General features: G+C 33.6%; 15 protein-coding genes. 11 read left to right on the top strand and 4 right to left on the bottom strand.

From position 1 onward, the window contains the following. Positions 1-10: 10 nt before the first annotated feature. A complete protein-coding gene (locus ACT3CE_RS03195; RefSeq protein ID WP_444708314.1) occupies positions 11-1,189 on the bottom strand; it encodes a hypothetical protein in 1,179 nt (392 codons plus the stop codon). Position 1,190: 1 nt separating this feature from the next. Further along, positions 1,191-2,210 (bottom strand): lysylphosphatidylglycerol synthase transmembrane domain-containing protein, encoded by a 1,020-nt coding sequence (locus ACT3CE_RS03190; RefSeq protein WP_444708313.1) that lies wholly within the window; start codon positions 2,208-2,210, stop codon positions 1,191-1,193. Positions 2,211-2,426: 216 nt separating this feature from the next. Between ACT3CE_RS03190 and rsmA the strand changes: the two genes are divergently transcribed. The 8 genes from rsmA to rodA all read left to right on the top strand — a co-directional run bounded on the left by rsmA (position 2,427) and on the right by rodA (position 12,186). Further along, complete coding sequence (rsmA, locus tag ACT3CE_RS03185) at positions 2,427-3,218, top strand: 16S rRNA (adenine(1518)-N(6)/adenine(1519)-N(6))-dimethyltransferase RsmA (protein ID WP_444708312.1); 792 nt, start codon at positions 2,427-2,429, stop codon at positions 3,216-3,218. A 21-nt stretch (positions 3,219-3,239) separates the two neighbouring features. Beyond that, positions 3,240-4,601, top strand: a complete 1,362-nt coding sequence (gene mgtE, locus ACT3CE_RS03180; protein WP_444708311.1) for a magnesium transporter — start codon at positions 3,240-3,242, stop codon at positions 4,599-4,601. Positions 4,602-4,876: 275 nt separating this feature from the next. Further along, positions 4,877-6,409 carry a bifunctional phosphoribosylaminoimidazolecarboxamide formyltransferase/IMP cyclohydrolase gene (gene purH, locus ACT3CE_RS03175; protein ID WP_444708310.1) on the top strand — a complete coding sequence of 511 codons (1,533 nt, stop codon included), beginning with the start codon at positions 4,877-4,879 and terminating at the stop codon, positions 6,407-6,409. 84 nt (positions 6,410-6,493) lie between these two features. Next, positions 6,494-7,516: a rod shape-determining protein gene (locus tag ACT3CE_RS03170; protein WP_444708309.1), complete on the top strand. Its 1,023-nt coding sequence runs from the start codon at positions 6,494-6,496 to the stop codon at positions 7,514-7,516. Between the two features lie 43 nt (positions 7,517-7,559). Beyond that, the gene (gene mreC, locus ACT3CE_RS03165) at positions 7,560-8,387 is read left to right on the top strand and encodes a rod shape-determining protein MreC (protein ID WP_444708308.1); all 828 of its coding nucleotides are present in this window, start codon (positions 7,560-7,562) and stop codon (positions 8,385-8,387) included. Beyond that, the gene (locus ACT3CE_RS03160) at positions 8,384-8,887 is read left to right on the top strand and encodes a rod shape-determining protein MreD (RefSeq protein ID WP_444708307.1); all 504 of its coding nucleotides are present in this window, start codon (positions 8,384-8,386) and stop codon (positions 8,885-8,887) included. The genes mreC and ACT3CE_RS03160 overlap by 4 nt, the downstream gene beginning before the upstream one ends. A 14-nt stretch (positions 8,888-8,901) precedes the next feature. After that, a complete protein-coding gene (mrdA, locus tag ACT3CE_RS03155; RefSeq protein WP_444708306.1) occupies positions 8,902-10,758 on the top strand; it encodes a penicillin-binding protein 2 in 1,857 nt (618 codons plus the stop codon). Between the two features lie 3 nt (positions 10,759-10,761). Beyond that, positions 10,762-12,186 (top strand): rod shape-determining protein RodA, encoded by a 1,425-nt coding sequence (gene rodA / locus ACT3CE_RS03150; protein WP_444708305.1) that lies wholly within the window; start codon positions 10,762-10,764, stop codon positions 12,184-12,186. Here rodA and ACT3CE_RS03145 read toward each other — a convergent pair. Then, the gene (locus ACT3CE_RS03145; protein WP_444708304.1) at positions 12,140-12,763 is read right to left on the bottom strand and encodes an acyl carrier protein phosphodiesterase; all 624 of its coding nucleotides are present in this window, start codon (positions 12,761-12,763) and stop codon (positions 12,140-12,142) included. The genes rodA and ACT3CE_RS03145 overlap by 47 nt on opposite strands. A 254-nt stretch (positions 12,764-13,017) precedes the next feature. Here ACT3CE_RS03145 and ACT3CE_RS03140 point away from each other — a divergent pair, with 254 nt between their 5' ends. Continuing rightward, complete coding sequence (locus ACT3CE_RS03140) at positions 13,018-14,370, top strand: cyclic 2,3-diphosphoglycerate synthase (RefSeq protein WP_444708303.1); 1,353 nt, start codon at positions 13,018-13,020, stop codon at positions 14,368-14,370. Positions 14,371-14,525: 155 nt separating this feature from the next. Then, entirely contained in the window at positions 14,526-17,075 is a 2,550-nt protein-coding gene (locus ACT3CE_RS03135) for a PAS domain S-box protein (RefSeq protein ID WP_444708302.1), read from the top strand. Here ACT3CE_RS03135 and ACT3CE_RS03130 read toward each other — a convergent pair. After that, entirely contained in the window at positions 17,072-18,013 is a 942-nt protein-coding gene (locus ACT3CE_RS03130; protein WP_444708301.1) for a DMT family transporter, read from the bottom strand. The genes ACT3CE_RS03135 and ACT3CE_RS03130 overlap by 4 nt on opposite strands. Positions 18,014-18,073: 60 nt before the next feature. Between ACT3CE_RS03130 and ACT3CE_RS03125 the strand changes: the two genes are divergently transcribed. Next, positions 18,074-18,379 (top strand): hypothetical protein, encoded by a 306-nt coding sequence (locus ACT3CE_RS03125; protein WP_444708300.1) that lies wholly within the window; start codon positions 18,074-18,076, stop codon positions 18,377-18,379.

Genomic DNA, 18,379 nt, shown 5'->3' with positions numbered 1-18,379 from the left:
GCCTTTGTTATTATATGATTTTAGACCTTTTAAATTCTTTGGTTTCATCGAAAAGTTTTCGATAGGTATGGTGTGTCTTGTAAACTTTTGCACCAATGTGTTTCATTAAATGACTCATTCTTGGATTAAAATCTCCAATCCAATTCATTTCTAGGGTTTTAAAAGGAAATCTTGAGTCGAAGCCTTTTTGTGAGAATTCATAAATCATAGCAGCCTCTATTCCTCGTTTTTGAAATTCAGGAACAACCCCAAAAATTAGACCTATGGCATTTTTATTTTTTTGAAAATATTTATAGTAAAGAAATTTTAGTTTGCCATATACGTTAATTCTTCCATTAATTTTTTGCAGGTATTCATTTAAATCCTGAATCATAATAAAGAAACCTATAGGTTGATTTTTATGATAGGCAAACCATAGTAATTTCTCATGAATAATCGGTTTAAGGGAATCGAATAATGTTTTTGTTTGTGATGTGCTAATGCCTTCTATTCCTGGGATTTCTTTAACCCAGGCTTCGTTGTAGATGTAAACAAAATCCTGAATAAATTTTTCGGCATTTTTCGAACTAAAATGAGAAACAGTGTAATCTGGGTTTGCTTTTAAGCGCTTTGCTTTCCATTTTATGATATCGCTTAAGCTATCGGGAGAGAATATGGTTTTGTAAGTAAATTGCTTAAAATAGATTTGAAATCCGTAATCTTCAAAAAAAGCCCGGTAGTATTTTTTATGATAGGGCATATTGTAAACAGGTTTGTGATCTCCATCTACATGCAGTCCCCACCATTGATGTCTTTCTCCAAAATTAATTGGCCCATCCATAGCTTCAATTTGTCTTTCTTTCAGCCATTGTTTGCAGTGATCGAATAAGGCAAAGGCAGCTTCTTTGTTGTCAATACACTCAAAAAATCCCAAGCCTCCGGTAGCTTGATCGTTTGCATCTTTTGTTTTGTAATCGATAAAAGCTGCTACACGACCAATGGTTTCATTGTCCTTGTTTGTTAAAATCCATCTTGTACATTCGCCATGCTGAAACATTTTATTTACATTGGCATCAAAAATGTTTTCAATTTCAAAATCGAAAGGTCGAATCCAGTTACTGTCTTTTTTGTAAAGCGTTACGGGGAATTCAATAAATTCTTTGCGCGACGGCTTGTCCTTAACTTCTATTATATTAAACCGTTTATTCATCTCAAATCTGAGCTTTATTTTTTGTGATTTGGTTTCGGTTTGCAAAAGGAAGAGCAATTACTGATAGTGCACCTAAAATAATAATCATTGCAGTTTGTGAGCCGTGAACAACAAGAGCAAAACTTCGCGACATGTTTTCTATGTTTGCAACACCAGGTAAGTAAACAAGTAAAGTTCCAATTACCATGAAGTGCCATGCGCCAATACCTCCCTGTACGGGTGCAACCATTCCAAAGCTACCCATTACAAAAACTGTTAATCCTGCAATAGCTGGCAGATTTGAAGTAAATCCAAAACTAAAAAAACAGATGTAAGTCATTAAGTAGTACATGATCCAGATAAAAACAGTATGCAGGATAAAGGCAAATTTATTGTCTAGTTTTTTAATGGTCCTAAAACCATCCATAAAGTTTTTTAAGGTATGATCTATCTTTTTAAAAAATATTGTGTTTCGGAATTTTTTTCTGAGCAGCCAAATGATAATAAAAATTGCTATAATAGCATATAAGGTATATGCCGATGCAAATACATTTGAGAGTTTTTCACTTACCTCAGGATTTTTGGTGAAAAATTCTCCAATTACCGAAAACTGAGTTGTTAATGCTATTAGAAGAAAAATAAATAACATGATAATATCTAATACGCGCTCTAGAACAACAGTTCCTACTAATTGTGTAAATGATATTTTTTCATATTTACTAATAATTCCACATCGTGATATTTCTCCCATGCGGGGAAGTGCCAGGTTTGCAAAGTATCCAACCATTACAGCCAGAAAAGTGTTTATTGTTCGAGGTTTTTTACCTAAGGATTCAATTAGTAAATTCCATCGTATTGTCCTACTGATATGACTTAATAGTCCAAAAAATAAGGATAGTAATATCCAGTAGTAGTTTACTTCATTTTTTAGGGTATAAAGTAATTGCGAAGAATCCTGATCGCGATAAGTAATCCAAAAAAGGAATGCTCCCAGAGAAAAGAAAATTAAAAACCTGATTGTATTAGTGAGTTTTTTCTTCAATTTTAATATTTTTAATGTTAGAATTTTTATAGAAAAAACTAACGATTGTTAATTTTTCGGCACGAATACCTTCTTATTCGGTATTAAGTTTTAATTTTGCCGGTCATTAAAAGTAAGCTACAAAAATAAGTAAATGTTTGTAATCTCCTTTGAAAAGCTTCTGTTTTTAACTTTTGTTAATTTTTACATCAGTAGTAAGGAGTAATTAATTAAGATATGGGATACGTAAGAGCTAAAAAAAATCTGGGACAGCATTTTTTGAAGGATTTAAATATTGCGAAGAAAATTGTTGCAGGTTTAAAGGCTGAAGAGGTGTCTAAGGTATTAGAGATTGGCCCTGGAATGGGTGTGTTAACACAATATTTATTGCAGAATGATAAGTTTGAAACTCATGTTGTTGAGATTGATACCGAATCGGTAATTTATTTAAAAGAGAATTATCCTGAATTATCGGATCGTATTATTGGAGAGGATTTTTTGAAGTATGATTTAAGTACACTTTTTTCTGAACCTTTTGCCATAATAGGTAATTTTCCTTACAATATTTCATCACAAATATTTTTTAAGGTACTTCAGCATCGCGATCAAATTCCCGAAGTAGTAGGAATGATTCAAAAAGAGGTTGCTGAGAGAATGAGTGCCGCTCCTGGAAATAAAACTTTTGGTATATTAAGTGTCTTAATGCAGGCTTTTTATGATATTGAATATTTATTTACGGTTAGTGAAAAAGTATTCGATCCACCGCCAAAAGTAAAATCAGCAGTTATTCGCATGAAGCGGAATGCCACAGCCAGATTGGAATGTGATGAAAAGTTATTTTTTCGAGTCGTAAAGGCCGGTTTTAATCAGCGTAGAAAAACTTTACGCAACTCCTTAAAAGTAGTTTTAGGAGAACATAAACTGGATGATCCGATTATGTCGCAAAGACCAGAACAATTAAGCGTTCAGGAATTTGTTTACCTAACTTTAAAAATTCAGGAATTACTGAATGTACAGTTAAGAGAATAGTTTACACTTAAAAATATTGTTATGCAATTTGAATTGACTCGCGAGTATATCGATAATCTAAAAATGCTTATCGAAGAAAAAAATGAAGCGGAGGCAATCGGTTTATTGGAAGAATTGCATCCCGCAGATATAGCTGAAATCTATGATGAATTAAGCATAGAAGAAGCAAAATTCCTATACCTTTTACTTGATGGTGATATAGCTGCCGATGTTTTGGCAGAATTAGAGGATGATGATAGAGATAGATTTGTAAAAGCATTACCTGCCGAGGTAGTTGCTAAGAAATTTATTGATAAGATGGATTCAGATGATGCTGCCGATGTAATCGGAGGTTTGTCTGATGAAGAGCAGGAGGAGATTTTATCGCACATCCAGGATATTGAGCAAGCCGGAGATATTGTAGATCTTTTGCATTACGACGAAGATACTGCCGGTGGTTTAATGGCAAAAGAACTTGTTATTGTGAATGAGAACTGGACTGTTTTAACTTGTTTACGCGAGTTAAGTCGTCAGGCCGAAGATATCGATGAAATTTATTACGTATATGTTGTTGATGATGATAATGTTCTGAAAGGAACACTCTCTCTTAAAAAGATGATTTTGAGTTCCACATCGGCAAAAATTATTAATATCTATTTGCCCGATGCAATGGCCGTTCATACCGACACAAAGGACGAAGAGGTTGCTTTAATTATGGAGAAGTACGATCTCGTGGCACTGCCTGTTGTTGATAGTATCGGTAGGTTAATGGGACGAATTACCATTGATGATATTCTGGATGTAATTCGAGAAGAAGCCGAAAAGGACTATCAGATGGCATCTGGACTTACAGAAGATATCGAGGCTAGTGATTCTGTATGGATGCAAACCCGTGCTCGTTTACCCTGGCTTTTAATTGGTTTGATGGGAGGTATTTTGGCAGCAATGGTTATTTCTACTCACGAAGATGGACTTAAACTGACACCAGCGTTAGCCTTTTTCATTCCTTTAATTACAGCAATGGGAGGTAATGTAGGAGTACAATCATCAGCAATTATAGTTCAGGGTATAGCAAATAATTCATTAGGATTTGAAAGTACATTTAGTCGTTTAATGAGAGAGTTTGGAGGAGCTTTTATTAATGGACTCACCTGTTCTACACTTTTGTTTTTATGCACTCATTTTTTTACCGATAATTCGGTGGCCTTAACAGTTTCTATTTCTGTAGCATTATTTGCAGTTATAATATTTGCAGCAATAGCAGGCACTATTATACCTTTAATGCTTAACAGAGCAAAAATTGATCCGGCAGTAGCAACGGGGCCTTTTATAACAACTTTAAATGATATTGTAGGATTATTCATCTATCTTTCAATAGGAGCTTATTTTTACGGGACTTTCTAATTTTAAAATTTTATCTTTTTAGGCAATTTATAAATTGTATAAATTGAGCTTTTTATAGGAAATATTTTATAATTTTATGTTTCTGAGAAAAAGTTCAACAAAAAGTATTCTCTCAGGTCGATTTTTTTTAGGTTTTTCTTAACTTTGCATGAGGTTTTTGAGGTTCGTGTAAAATACTGAATGTGAGTATTTTGTAAATCGATAGAGCCGAAATTGTTTTTCGAAGGAAAAACTAATTGATACCATTTTATAAAATACCTCCAAAAAAAAGAATCATGAAGAGAGCGCTTATCAGTGTGTTTGATAAAACAAACGTAGTTGAATTTGCTAGAGAATTAACAAGTTTAGGCTGGGAGATTATTTCTACCGGCGGAACATCTGCCAAGTTTAAAGCTGAAGGAATTCCTGTAATGGATATTTCAGATTTAACTAAATTTCCAGAATGTTTCGACGGACGAGTAAAAACATTGCATCCAAATGTTGAAGGTGGAATTTTGGCTATTCGCGATAACGAAATGCATCAAAAACAAATGGCAGAGCTGGGAATCGAGCCAATCGATATCGTGGTTTGTAATTTGTATCCGTTTAAGGAAACAATTCTTAAGCCCGATGCAGGACATGAAGAAATTATAGAAAATATTGATATAGGTGGACCAACAATGTTGAGAGCCGCTGCAAAGAATTATAAATTTGTATCTGTTGTTACCGATCCTGAAGATTACACAAAAGTTGTAGAGGAGATTAAGACAAGTGGAGATACAAGTTTAGAGACAAAAGAATATTTAGCAGCTAAAGTTTTTGAGCATACAGCACATTATGATGCGCTGATTTCGGGATATTTTAATAAAAAATTAAATGTTACCTCGCCAAAAACATTAACGCTTACATACGAAAAGAAACAAGATTTACGTTACGGTGAAAACCCTCATCAGAATGCGACTTTTTACAGTCAAATACAGGAAACAGAGGGAACATTAACTGCAGCTAATAAAATTCATGGTAAAGAGTTATCGTACAATAATATTGGCGATGCTGATGGAGCCTTAGAAGCATTAAAAGAATTTGAAGAGCCAACAATTGTAGCATCGAAACATGCTAATCCTTGCGGAATTGGTAGTGGAGATACAATTGCCGAAGCTTTTCAAAGAGCTTATGATGCCGATCCGGTTTCTATCTTTGGTGGAATTGTTGCTGCTAATCGTGAAATAGATAAGGCTACTGCCGAAATTATGAGCGGTATTTTCTTAGAAGTTATTGTGGCTCCTTCGTTTAGTAAGGAGGCTTTAGAAGTACTAACTAAGAAAAAGAATTTAAGATTACTGGAATTATCAGAGATCTTAAAATCGGATTATTCATCATTTAAAGGAAAAACCGTTTTAGGTGGATTCTTAATTCAGGAGATGGATAAACAATTAATTGGAGGTGAACTTGAAGTTGTAACAGAAAGAAAACCTTCAGAAAAGGAAATGGAAGATTTGATGTTTGCATGGAAAACAGTAAAACATGCAAAATCGAATGGAATTGCCTTAGCAAAAGATAAAACATCAACAGGTGTTGGGCCAGGACAAGTTAGTCGTATTTGGGCATTGGAAAATGCAATCCGTCAGGGTGGAGAAAGAATTAAAGGAAGTGTTTTGGCTTCTGATGCATTCTTTCCATTCTCAGATTGTGTTGAAGCAGCTCATGCAGCAGGAATCACTGCTATTATTCAGCCAGGAGGCTCGATAAGAGACAAGGATTCAATTGAAGCGGCTAATAAATTTGGAATTGCTATGGTATTTACAGGAATGAGACATTTTAAACACTAAAAATAGTTGTTCTTTTCGGATATGAAACGTAATTTTTATATCCGAAAGAACATTTTAATAAGATAACAGAGATACAGCTACCATATGGGATTTTTTTCATTTTTAACTCAGGAGATTGCCATCGATTTGGGTACTGCCAATACAATTATTATCAGTAATGATAAAATTGTTGTGGATGAACCATCGATTGTTGCTCTTGATCGCCGCACCGAAAAAATGGTTGCGATAGGCGAGAAGGCTCGTCAAATGCAAGGTAAAACTCACGAAGATTTGCGAACCATTCGTCCCCTTAGGGATGGAGTGATTGCCGACTTTAACGCGGCAGAGCAAATGATTCGTGGAATGATCAAGATGATCAATAAAAAGCCTCGCCTGTTTCCTCCTTCCCTAAGAATTGTAGTGTGTATACCATCGGGTAGTACTGAGGTTGAAATGCGTGCGGTACGTGACTCTTCGGAGCATGCTGGAGGTAGAGATGTGTACATGATATATGAACCGATGGCTGCGGCAATTGGTATTGGTATTGATGTAGAAGCACCAGAAGGAAATATGGTTGTAGATATAGGAGGAGGTACTACCGAAATTGCTGTTATCTCTCTTGGGGGTATTGTTACCAATAAATCTATTCGTATTGCGGGTGATGATTTAACTGTTGATATACAGGAGTATATGCGTCATCAGCATAACATCAAAATTGGTGAGCGAACTGCCGAAGAAATTAAAATTCATGTTGGGTCAGCTTTGTCTGAGTTAGAAGAACCTCCAACAGATTTTCGTGTTCAGGGACCAAATCAAATGACTGCGCTACCTATTGAGGTACCGGTTTCTTATCAGGAGATTGCTCACTGTCTTGAAAAGTCGATTTCAAAAATTGAAATAGCGATTCTTAGCGCTTTGGAGCAAACACCTCCCGAACTGTATGCTGATATTGTGAACAGAGGGATTTACCTTGCCGGAGGTGGAGCCTTGCTTCGTGGATTGGATAAGCGGTTAACGGATAAAATAAATATTCCATTTCATATTGCCGAAGATCCTTTAAGAGCAGTAGCTCGTGGAACTGGTATTGCGCTTAAAAATGTAGATAAGTTTTCATTCCTGAGAAGATAATCGGGAGTGAGGCTTTTATAAGTTTAAAGAAGTTGATTTTCGAATGAAGAACCTGTTACACTTTATTGTACGATTTCATTTTACGATTTTATTTGTTGCATTCGAGTTGGTTTGCATGCTAATGTTGGTGAACTATAACAACTATCAAAAATCTCAATTTCTAAACTCCAGTAATGCCATTAGTGGTGATGTTTACGAAAAAGTATCTTCAATTACAGATTACCTTTCTTTGGTAAAAACAAACGAAGAATTAAGTAAAGAAAATGTGCGTTTGAGTAATTTACTTCCTTCATCGTATCTTTTTTCTGCCGATTCTTCTTTTTTGTATAAGGATACTTTATATCAACAGCAATATATTTATCGTTCGGCAAAAATTATAAATAACTCTGTAAATAAGCAGCTTAATTACATAACCCTTAATAAAGGGCGTGTTAACGGAATTGAACCTGACATGGGAGTTGTAACGGCTAATGGAGTTGTAGGAGTGGTAAAAAGTGTATCGGAAAATTATTCTTCGGTTATTTCTTTATTAAACAGTCGGTTAAAAGTATCGGCAATGATTAAGAAAAACAATTACTTTGGATCATTAAGCTGGAATGGGAAAGACTATCGAAAAGCTCGCCTGCTTGATATTCCTTTTCATGTAAAGGTGCGAAAAGGAGATACAATTGTGACCAGTGGTTTTTCATCAACTTTTCCCGAAGGTTTGTTGTTGGGAGTTATTGATAAAGTGATTACTTCTTCAGGTAGTAATTTTCAGGAAGTTGAGGTTTTACTTTCCAACGATTTTAAGAGTCTATCTTACGTAAAAGTAATTGGGTATTTAATGAAAAATGAAAGACTCGAACTTGAGGAAGGAGCGAAAGAATGAACATTGTACTCAAAAATATAATAAGGTTTGTTGTGCTTGTTCTCATTCAGGTGGCAATTTTAAATAACATTCAGTTTAGTGGGTTTTTGAATCCATACATGTATGTACTTTTTATACTTTTGTTGCCATTTGAAATACCGAATTGGCTACTTTTGCTACTTTCTTTTTTAGTGGGAATTAGTGTTGATATTTTTTCAGGAACAGTTGGAATGCACGCATCAGCCTGCGTTTTCATGGGATATTTGCGCCCTTATGTTTTAAATTATCTGTCTCTTCGCGATGGATATGAAATAGGAAGTTATCCTGGAATTTCTTCCTACGGTTTTGCATGGTTTTTCAAATATTCACTTACTTTAATTATTGCACACCATTCATTCTTGTTTATTATTGAAGTATTTTCATTTGCTAACTTTAGTGAAACACTAGTAAGGATCATATTTAGTGGTTTTTTCTCTTTAATTCTTATTGTAACTTCTCAGTTTTTAATGTTTAAAAAATAGATCAGCCAAATTATATGAATAATTTCTCGAATCGTATATATGTAATTGGTGGAATTTTTATTCTTGTTGTTCTAATATTTATTATCAAACTTTTTAATCTTCAAATTGTTGATGATTCATATAAATTGTCGGCAGAGAACAATTCTCAGCGGCAGGTTACTCAATTTCCTGCACGTGGATTAATTTATGATAGAAATGGAGAATTACTTGTTTACAATCAGGCAGTTTACGATTTAATGATAATTCCTCGTCAGGTAAAGGCTTTTGATACTTTAGATTTTTGTAATTTACTGCAAGTAGACAAGTTGGATGTTGATAAAAATATTGCAAAAGCAAAAAAATATTCCTGGCGTAAAGCATCTATTTTTTTAAAACAATTATCATCGAAGCGTTATGCAGTTTTACAAGAAAAGCTGTATAAATTTCCTGGTTTTTTTGTGCAGCCCAGAACTTTACGAAAATATCCGCGTCAGAGTGCAGCTCATGCTTTAGGATATCTTAATGAAGTAAATAATAAGGAAATACGTACTGATGAATATTATACTTCGGGTGATTATATTGGGAAAAGTGGCATTGAACTGACCTATGAAAAAGAATTGCGTGGAGAAAAAGGGAAAAAAATATTCTGGGTAGATGTTTATAACAGAATAAAAGGTTCCTATAGAGATGGAAAACATGATAAAAAACCGGTTTCAGGTAAAGATATTTATTCAAGTCTGGATATTGAGTTACAAGAATATGGTGAGCTTTTAATGCAAAATAAAAAAGGTGGAATTGTTGCAATAGAGCCAAGTACAGGAGAGATTCTTACAAAAATATCCAGTCCGGGTTACGATCCTGAAATGTTGGTTGGGCGTGTTATGAGTAAAAATTATCGTTCTTTGGTTCAAAATGATTCACTGAAGCCACTTTTCGACCGTTCGATGATGGCACAGTATCCTCCAGGTTCGATTTTTAAATTGGTAAATGCTTTAATTGGTTTACAAGAAAAAGTAATAAAGCCAACTACACGGTTTGAATGCCACAGGGGATATTATTACGGAAATCGAAAAATGGGGTGTCACGATCATGTTTCTCCATTAGATTTGCGGGAATCAATTATGCATTCCTGTAATGCGTATTATGCAAATGTTTTTCGTTATATTTTAGAATCACCAAAATTTAGCGGCGTTAATGAAGGGTATCAAACCTGGAGAGATCATGTTACCTCCTTTGGAATGGGAAGTAGACTAAATAGTGATTTACCTCACGAGTTATCAGGATCTATTCCAACATTAAAATATTATCAGAAAGTATATAAAAGAACAAATTTGAAATCTCTGAATATGATTTCACTCGCTATTGGTCAGGGAGAGCTTTTAATTACTCCTTTACAAATGGCTAATATGACAGCCGCAATAGCAAATAAAGGATATTATTATCCTCCTCATATTGTAAAATCATTTGGAGATAATGAACCAATAGATAAACGATTTTTAGAGAAGAATTATACAAGTATTGATTCTTCTTATTTTAAACCTGTTATTGATGGTATGGAAATGGTAATTTCAGGAGGCGCCGGAAGTACTGGTGGATTAGCCGCTATTCCAGGAATAAGAGTTTGTGGTAAAACAGGAACTGTACAAAATCCTCATGGCGACGATCACTCGGTATTTGTTGCATTTGCGCCACGAGAGAATCCTAAAATAGCATTGGTTGTTTATGTAGAAAATGGAGTATGGGGGTCGAGATATGGAGCTCCCATTGCCGGTTTAATGATCGAAAAATATTTAAGAGGAGAAATTTCTAAAAGCAAAAAAAGAATTGAGAAAAGAATGTTCGAAGCAGATTTAATTGGTGAACAAAAGAAAAAGGAAGCTAATAAGCATTAAGAAATGACTAGAAGAGTAAGCTTAATAAAAAATTTAGATTGGTGGACAATAGCTTTGTATGCTTTGTTGGTTTTTCTTGGTTGGATCAATATTTATGCTGCTGTTTATAATGAGGAGCATCAGAGTATTTTTGATATCAGTCAAAGATATGGAAAGCAACTAATGTGGATTGGAGCAGCTGCAATTCTGGCATTTATTATTCTAATTATAGAGAGTAAGTTTTATTCCGCATTTGCCTATCCTACTTATCTTTTCATGATTATTCTTCTGATTGCGGTTCTGGTTTTTGGTAGAGATGTAAAGGGTGCCAGATCCTGGTTCGAATTAGGACCAATACGTTTTCAGCCTGCCGAATTTGCAAAGTTTGCCACTTGTCTGGCTATCTCAAGATACGTCAGCCAGTTCAATTTTAAAATTCATAAAATAAAGTCTTTAGTAGTAACCGGTCTTATATTATTTACACCATTTGCACTTATTATACTGCAGGGTGACGCCGGATCGGCATTGGTTTATACCGTTTTTCTATTGGTATTGTATCGCGAAGGTTTATCGGGAATTGTATTGTTTTTAGGACTTCTAGCAGCATTACTTTTTATATTTACTCTTCTCTGGCCAAAACTGGTGGTATTACTTGTTATTATTATAGGGAGTTTACTGTTCGCAAAATTTTCTGGCTTAAAATGGATGGCTTTTGGAAAAGCCTTAGTCATGATAGGTTCCTCGTTTGGACTAATTTGGCTTATCTGTAAAGGATTAAAGCTTGATATTTCTTTATATATAATTTTGATTATTTCCTTGTTTGTAAACCTTATTCCTTTTTTAATACATACCTATAAAAACAAATTAAAAAGTGTGGGTTGGATAATTATAATTGTGTTTGGAAGTATTTTTTACACCTTCTCGGTTAGTTATATATTCGATAATATTTTAGAAGCGCATCAGCAAACCAGAATCAATGAACTTTTGGGTATCGAATCAGATCCTTATGGTGCTGGTTATAATGTTGCACAATCGAAAATTGCAATTGGTTCGGGCGGATTTAGCGGAAAAGGATTTTTAAATGGCACACAAACAAAATTTAAATTTGTACCCGAGCAAAGTACCGATTTTATTTTTTGTACAGTTGGCGAAGAATGGGGTTTTGTAGGTTCTACCGTTGTCTTACTTCTATTATTGGCATTAATTTTACGTTTACTTTTTATTGCAGAACGTCAACGTACGCCATTTAGTCGTGTTTACGGATATGGGGTAGCTTGTATTCTATTTTTTCACCTTGCTGTTAATGTTGGAATGACTGTAGGTTTAGCTCCGGTAATCGGAATTCCATTGCCTTTCTTTAGTTATGGAGGATCATCTTTGTGGTCGTTTACAATCTTACTATTTATATTTTTGCGTTTAGATGCCAACCGTTTGGAGTTGTTACGTTAATATTACGTTCCTCACTTACATAAACAAGTATATCCCTCATGAATAGCTCAAATTCACCTTTAAATTCGCAATAGTTGTTTAACAGACAATCTATCGCAAAATTGGTTTTATCAGGCAAACTGGTTCTTCGCGACATTATTTCTAAAGCGGTTCTTAATCCATTAATCTCTGCATAAGTTTCCAGTCTTCTGCTTTGTATTATAAAGGGTAGAAAGAGCTTTACTTTATTGGGTAAAACCAGATAATTTTTAATTAATATTTCGTGAGTACGCGTAACAAATTCTGTGATGGATGATTCGTGATAAGTATTCCAGTTTTTTGCTAAAAAATGATCAAAAATTAAGTCAAGCACTACGCCAGAGTATTTTCCATAACCTTCTTTTAATTTTTTTGAACTGTTCAATACTACCGGATGTCTGTCGGTAAAATAGTCAATATTTCTATGTAGTATAATTCCTTCTTGTATCTCTTGTTGATAATTCTGATACTTTTTTCCCTTTACATAATCTCCAATAAAATTTCCAATTTTTATTTTCTCCGAATTTCCTGATAAATATTGGTGTGCTAAAAAATTCATAGTCTAAATCTTAATTGTCGAAAGTTAGAAATAATTAAGAGAGAATGGCTAAAATTTGTGCTTTCTTAAGATTTTTTAAACTTAAGCTATATAAGTTACTACGTATTTTAACAAATGTCAAGCATTTTGGCTCTGTTTAGTAACAGGCTTACTATCTTAAACTTAGGTGTTGATATTTTAGGTGAATTCCTTTAAAATTTTAATTTTATATACTCATACCTCATATTAATTTTTAAACTAAAGAAGGAGAGATTATGACTAAAAAAAATGTCATTATTATTGGTGCTGCAGGTCGTGATTTTCACAACTTCAACACTTATTTCAGAGACAATTCGGAGTATAATGTTGTAGCTTTTACAGCGGCTCAAATTCCAGACATCGACGGTAGAAAGTATCCAAAAGAACTTGCCGGTGCTTTATATCCCGAAGGAATTCCTATTTATGCAGAAAAGGATCTTCCTAATTTAATAAAGGAACATTGTATCGATGATTGTGTTTTTTCTTATTCGGATGTTCCCTATAAGAGAGTGATGAACATTAGTGCAATTGTTAATGCTGCCGGTTCTAATTTTAAATTGCTTGGGCCTGGAGATACGATGATAAAAAGTCAAAAACCTGTAATTTCAGTAGTCGCCACACGTACAGGTTGTGGTAAATCTCAGACTTCAAGAAAAGTTATAGAAGAATTAATGGCAAAAGGATTAAAAGTCATTGCCATTCGTCATCCAATGCCTTATGGCGATTTAGTTGCTCAAAGAGTTCAGCGTTTTGCAACTGTCCAGGATCTTAAAAAGCACGAGTGTACTATAGAGGAGATGGAAGAATATGAACCTCATGTATCTCGTGGTAATGTTATTTATGCCGGTGTTGATTATGAAGCCATTGTGCGTGCTGCAGAACAAGATCCTGATGGATGTGATGTGATTATCTGGGATGGAGGAAATAATGATTTCTCATTTTATAAACCAGATTTAACAATTACCGTAGCAGATCCACATCGACCCGGAGCCGAGTTAAGCTATTATCCTGGCGAAGTTAATTTACGTATGGCCGATGTGGTAGTTATTAATAAAATGGATTCGGCTGCACCTGAAGATATTCAAACTGTACGCGAGAATATTGCATTTGCAAATTCAAAAGCACTAGTAATAGATGGAGCATCGCCAATTCGTGTTGATGATCCTGAAACGATTCGTGGAAAACGAGTGTTGATTGTGGAAGATGGTCCTACTTTAACCCATGGCGAAATGAAAATAGGAGCCGGAACAATTGCAGCTCGTAAATTTGGTGCTATAGAAGAAATTGATGCCCGTCCTTATTTAGTTGGTAAATTAAAGGAAACTTACCAAATCTATCCAAATATAGGTAATATTTTACCTGCCATGGGATATTCCGATGAGCAGCTAAAAGATCTTGAAACGACTATTAATGCATGCGATTGTGATGCCGTTATCATTGGTACTCCTATCGATTTAAATAGAATTATTAATATCAAGAAACCAAATACTAGGGTTTATTACGATTTGGAAGAAATTGGATATCCAAAGTTGTCTGATATTGTTACTAAATTTGTTGAGAATTTTCATTTAGAAGAACATGTTCTATAGTCTTTTTTTTATAGAAGTAATCAAGTTAAGGGAGTGGATTAAGTTCACTCCTTTTTTATTTATATTTACACGAGTAATTCACGATTTTTTAAGATAAAAAGGGAACATACACTAACTTTTTTTTCGATTATGAGTATAAAATATTTTTACGTACCATGTATTTGGTATTAATAAAAAATAGTTGTGCTTTAATATCTGATTTATATATGGGTGACTCTATTTTCCTGAGCTTAGTTCAGAATGCCGCAATCCTTTTGTCTGTTAGTATACTTTACGAGTATTTATGGGTGAAAAATAAAAAAACGATTACAATTTGGAATCAATTAACGGCAGGTACTGTAGTTGGTTTTATTGCAATTGTAGTTATTTTATCTTCCTGGGAATTAAAATCAGGAATTATTTTTGATGCTCGTTCCGTTGTCCTTTCTATATCTGGTTTATTTTTTGGTTTAATTCCTACAATTATTGCAATTTTTATTGCCGGACTTTATCGTTTCTTAATGGGCGGAGATGGCATGTTTATGGGAATAGCTGTAATAGTCAGTTCTGGGGGTATAGGCATATTGTGGAAATATATTTTTACTAAAACTAATAAGCTCTATAAATGGAAATCTCTATTGCTAATGGGTTTTTTGGTGCATATTATTATGCTTTTTTGTATCCTGTTACTGCCAAGAAAAGATATACTAGATTCTTTTATCAATATTTTTATTCCTATACTTTTTGTTTATCCTATTATTACAATGCTTTTGGGTTTGTTCATGAGCAAACAAATGCAAGATCTAAAAAACAGAAGTGTTTTAAGTAAAAGGGAAGATAATTATTCTCGCTTGTATGAAAGTATGAATGATGCTTTTGTTGTGCTCGATAATAATGGAAAAGTAATTGAGAGTAATAGTGCATACAGAGAAATGTTAGGTTATTCTAAGGAAGAAATTCTATGTTTAACCTGTCACGATTTAACTCCAAAAAAATGGGTTGATTTGGATAATCAAATCATGAGTGAAGAGGTAATGGCTCACGGAAACTCTCGACTTTACGAAAAAGAATGTACACGTAAAGATGGAAGTCTACTCCCAATTGAAGTGCGAATTCATCAGTTAAAAGATGAGAATGGAAATCCCAATGGATTTTGGGCAATGGTCCGAGATATTAGCCAAAGAAAGCAGGCACAACTTGAAATTGAAAACGAAAGATCACATTTAAAGTTAGTTCTGGAGACAGTTCCTGATATGATTTGGGTGAAAAATCCAGAAGGGGTTTATTTGTCGGGTAATCAAAAGTTTCTTGAGTTTAATAATCTTACAGGTACTTCGTTAATTGGGAAAAGTGATTTTGATCTGTATCCTGAGGATTTGGCAAAGGTATATTTCCAGAAAGATGTAGAAGTATTAGACACATTAAAAAGAGTAAGGTTTGTTAACTGGACCATTTCCGCAAAGGATGGCAAAAGAATTTTAACGGAAACCATAAAAAATCCTATGTTCGATGCCGAAGGAAAAGTAATTGGCGTTTTAGGAGTTTGTAAAGATATTACCGAAATAAAAAAAGCAGAAGAGGAATTAGTAAAAGCAAAAGAGAAAGCCGAAGAAAGTGACAAGCTTAAATCTATTTTTTTGGCGAATATGAGTCATGAAATCAGGACTCCTATGAATGCAATTATGGGATTTACCGAGTTGTTGGTTGATTCTGATTTAGAGGATAGTGATAGGTTGCAGTTTGTTAATATTATACAGCACTCAGGAAAAAGATTACTTCAACTTATCGATGATATTGTAGATCTTTCGAAATTAGAAATGCAGCAAATGGCAATTAAGAAAACGAATAGAAGTCTTCGTGATTTAATGAATACGAGTGTAGCGTTTTTTGAAAATAATGAGCTGCTTAAGACAAAAACAGAGCTTTGTTTAAGGCTTAATTATCCTGAAAAATATTTCAATTTTGTTGTTAATACTGATGAAAATCGTTTTAGACAAATTTTGGATAACCTGATAAATAATTCTATTAAATTTTCAGAAAAAGGAATTATTGAGCTTGGTTTTTCTCTGGTAGAAATTAAAGGGAAATCTTTTGTTGAAATTTACGTGAAAGATCAGGGTATGGGAATTCCAAAAGAAAAACATGATATCATTTTTGAACACTTTAGACAGGGTGATGAAGAACAGTTTAACGATGGTACAGGATTGGGTCTTAGTATTTGTAAAGGATTAGTAGAATTGCTCGAAGGTGATATTCGTTTTGAATCAGAACCAGGGGAGGGAAGTACTTTTTACTTTACCATTCCATGTGATTATGAATTTAAAAACAATGTTCACACTTCAGAAGCAGACTATTGTGAAGATCTTAAGAATAAAAATATTTTAATAGCCGAGAGTGATTACAATTCATATTTGTATGTAAAGAAACTTTTCGAAGAAGAAAATGTGAAAATTTTTCATGCCGATAATAGTTTGCAAATGATGCAGATAGCTAAATTAGATTCACCAGATTTAATAATTTTAGATACAGATTTACCTGGAGAGAATTGTTTAAAATGTTTAAGTGAATTTAATAAGACTGATGTTTCAATTAAAATTATTGCACAAACTACTTCGGTATTAAAAGGAGAAGAAGAGTTGTGCCTAAAGGCTGGCTGCGATGGATACATTAGGAAGCCATTTAGCAAGGAGCAACTACTATCCGAAGTTCGACGTGTTTTAGCTTAAAATTGTTTTTTTATTCGCATATCATTAAATGTGATAAGTAAAATACCAAGGATTGTTAATATTCCTCCTAATAATTGGTTCTGATTCGGTAAAATATTTAAGAATAAATAGCTTGCACCAATAATAAAAATACTTCTCGATGTTCCTATTAAGGTTGTTATTGATGCATCAACATACTTTAGAGAAACGAATGTTAGCAGAATGCCTAAAAATGGCCCGAATATCGATCCTACACCAATATAAAATAATGAATTAGCAGTATAGTTTGGCATTTCAAACAATATTAAATTGTAAAACAAAAATCCTAAAAAAAGAAAAAGTGTTCTGCATACAGTAATCATTGTAGTAGGAATATTTTTTATTTGGTTTTTAGCTAAAACAAGACTTAGAGCATAAAAAACAGCAAATATAAGTGCCGATATACTTCCCGTATCCAATAGTAATTTAAAATTAAAATTAGATTGTGAAAAATTCATAATCAGAACTCCGCTTAAACTCACAAAAACACCAATAAGAGCCATAGCTTTATATCTAATTCTTAAAAAAACAAATCCTATTAAGATTACAAAAACCGGACTTGTATTGGCAAGGAATGATACAATTACAGGATTTGTAGTGTGTTTTATAGATAAGAAAAATGCTGATATGGAAATCAGTTCGGAAAAACCAATAAGTAGTAAATTGAGTTTTGATTTTGAAGGTAGGGAAAAGAATTTTTTTCGTTCGGTAAAAAAATAATAATAAATAAGATTATAAATTAATGCAAGTCCAAACCACAGTAAGCCAAACGAAGCCAAATTGATGTTTTTCATGGCCATTTTACTAAAAATATACACATTAGAAAAACTTAATGTTGCAGCAATGGCAAATAAAATTCCTTTTAGATTATTCGAAATAGTCATGATTTTAATTTCGGTGGAGTATACAAAAGTATCCAATTTTAAGGATTTATCGGCCATGAGTCTGCCATCCCAAATTTTATTAATATATTCGTTTGTATGGGAATAAATTTACTACTTGCAGCACTTGCTACTTTTGTACTTAATTTACCTTTCGGATATGTTAGACATGGGTTTAGAAAGTTTTCTATAATGTGGTTTGTTGCAATTCATGCGCCAATACCCTTTGTTATTTTGTTTCGGCATTTGTTTGGCTTAGGTTTTCAGCTTTATACTTACCCAATAATGGTAAGTGCTTTTTTCTTAGGGCAGTTTGCCGGTAAAAAAGCAAGAATTTATTTCGATAGGAAAAAACTGCAAGGAGAAAAAATAGAAATAGTTGATAAAAAAAAAGATCGGAAATAA

It is taken from the genome of Marinifilum sp. RC60d5 (genome assembly GCF_052400665.1).
GTDB lineage: Bacteria > Bacteroidota > Bacteroidia > Bacteroidales > Marinifilaceae > JBQTGK01.
The sequence above is the reverse complement of the archived record's forward strand: the minus strand, read 5'-3'. Positions and strand labels throughout refer to the sequence as shown.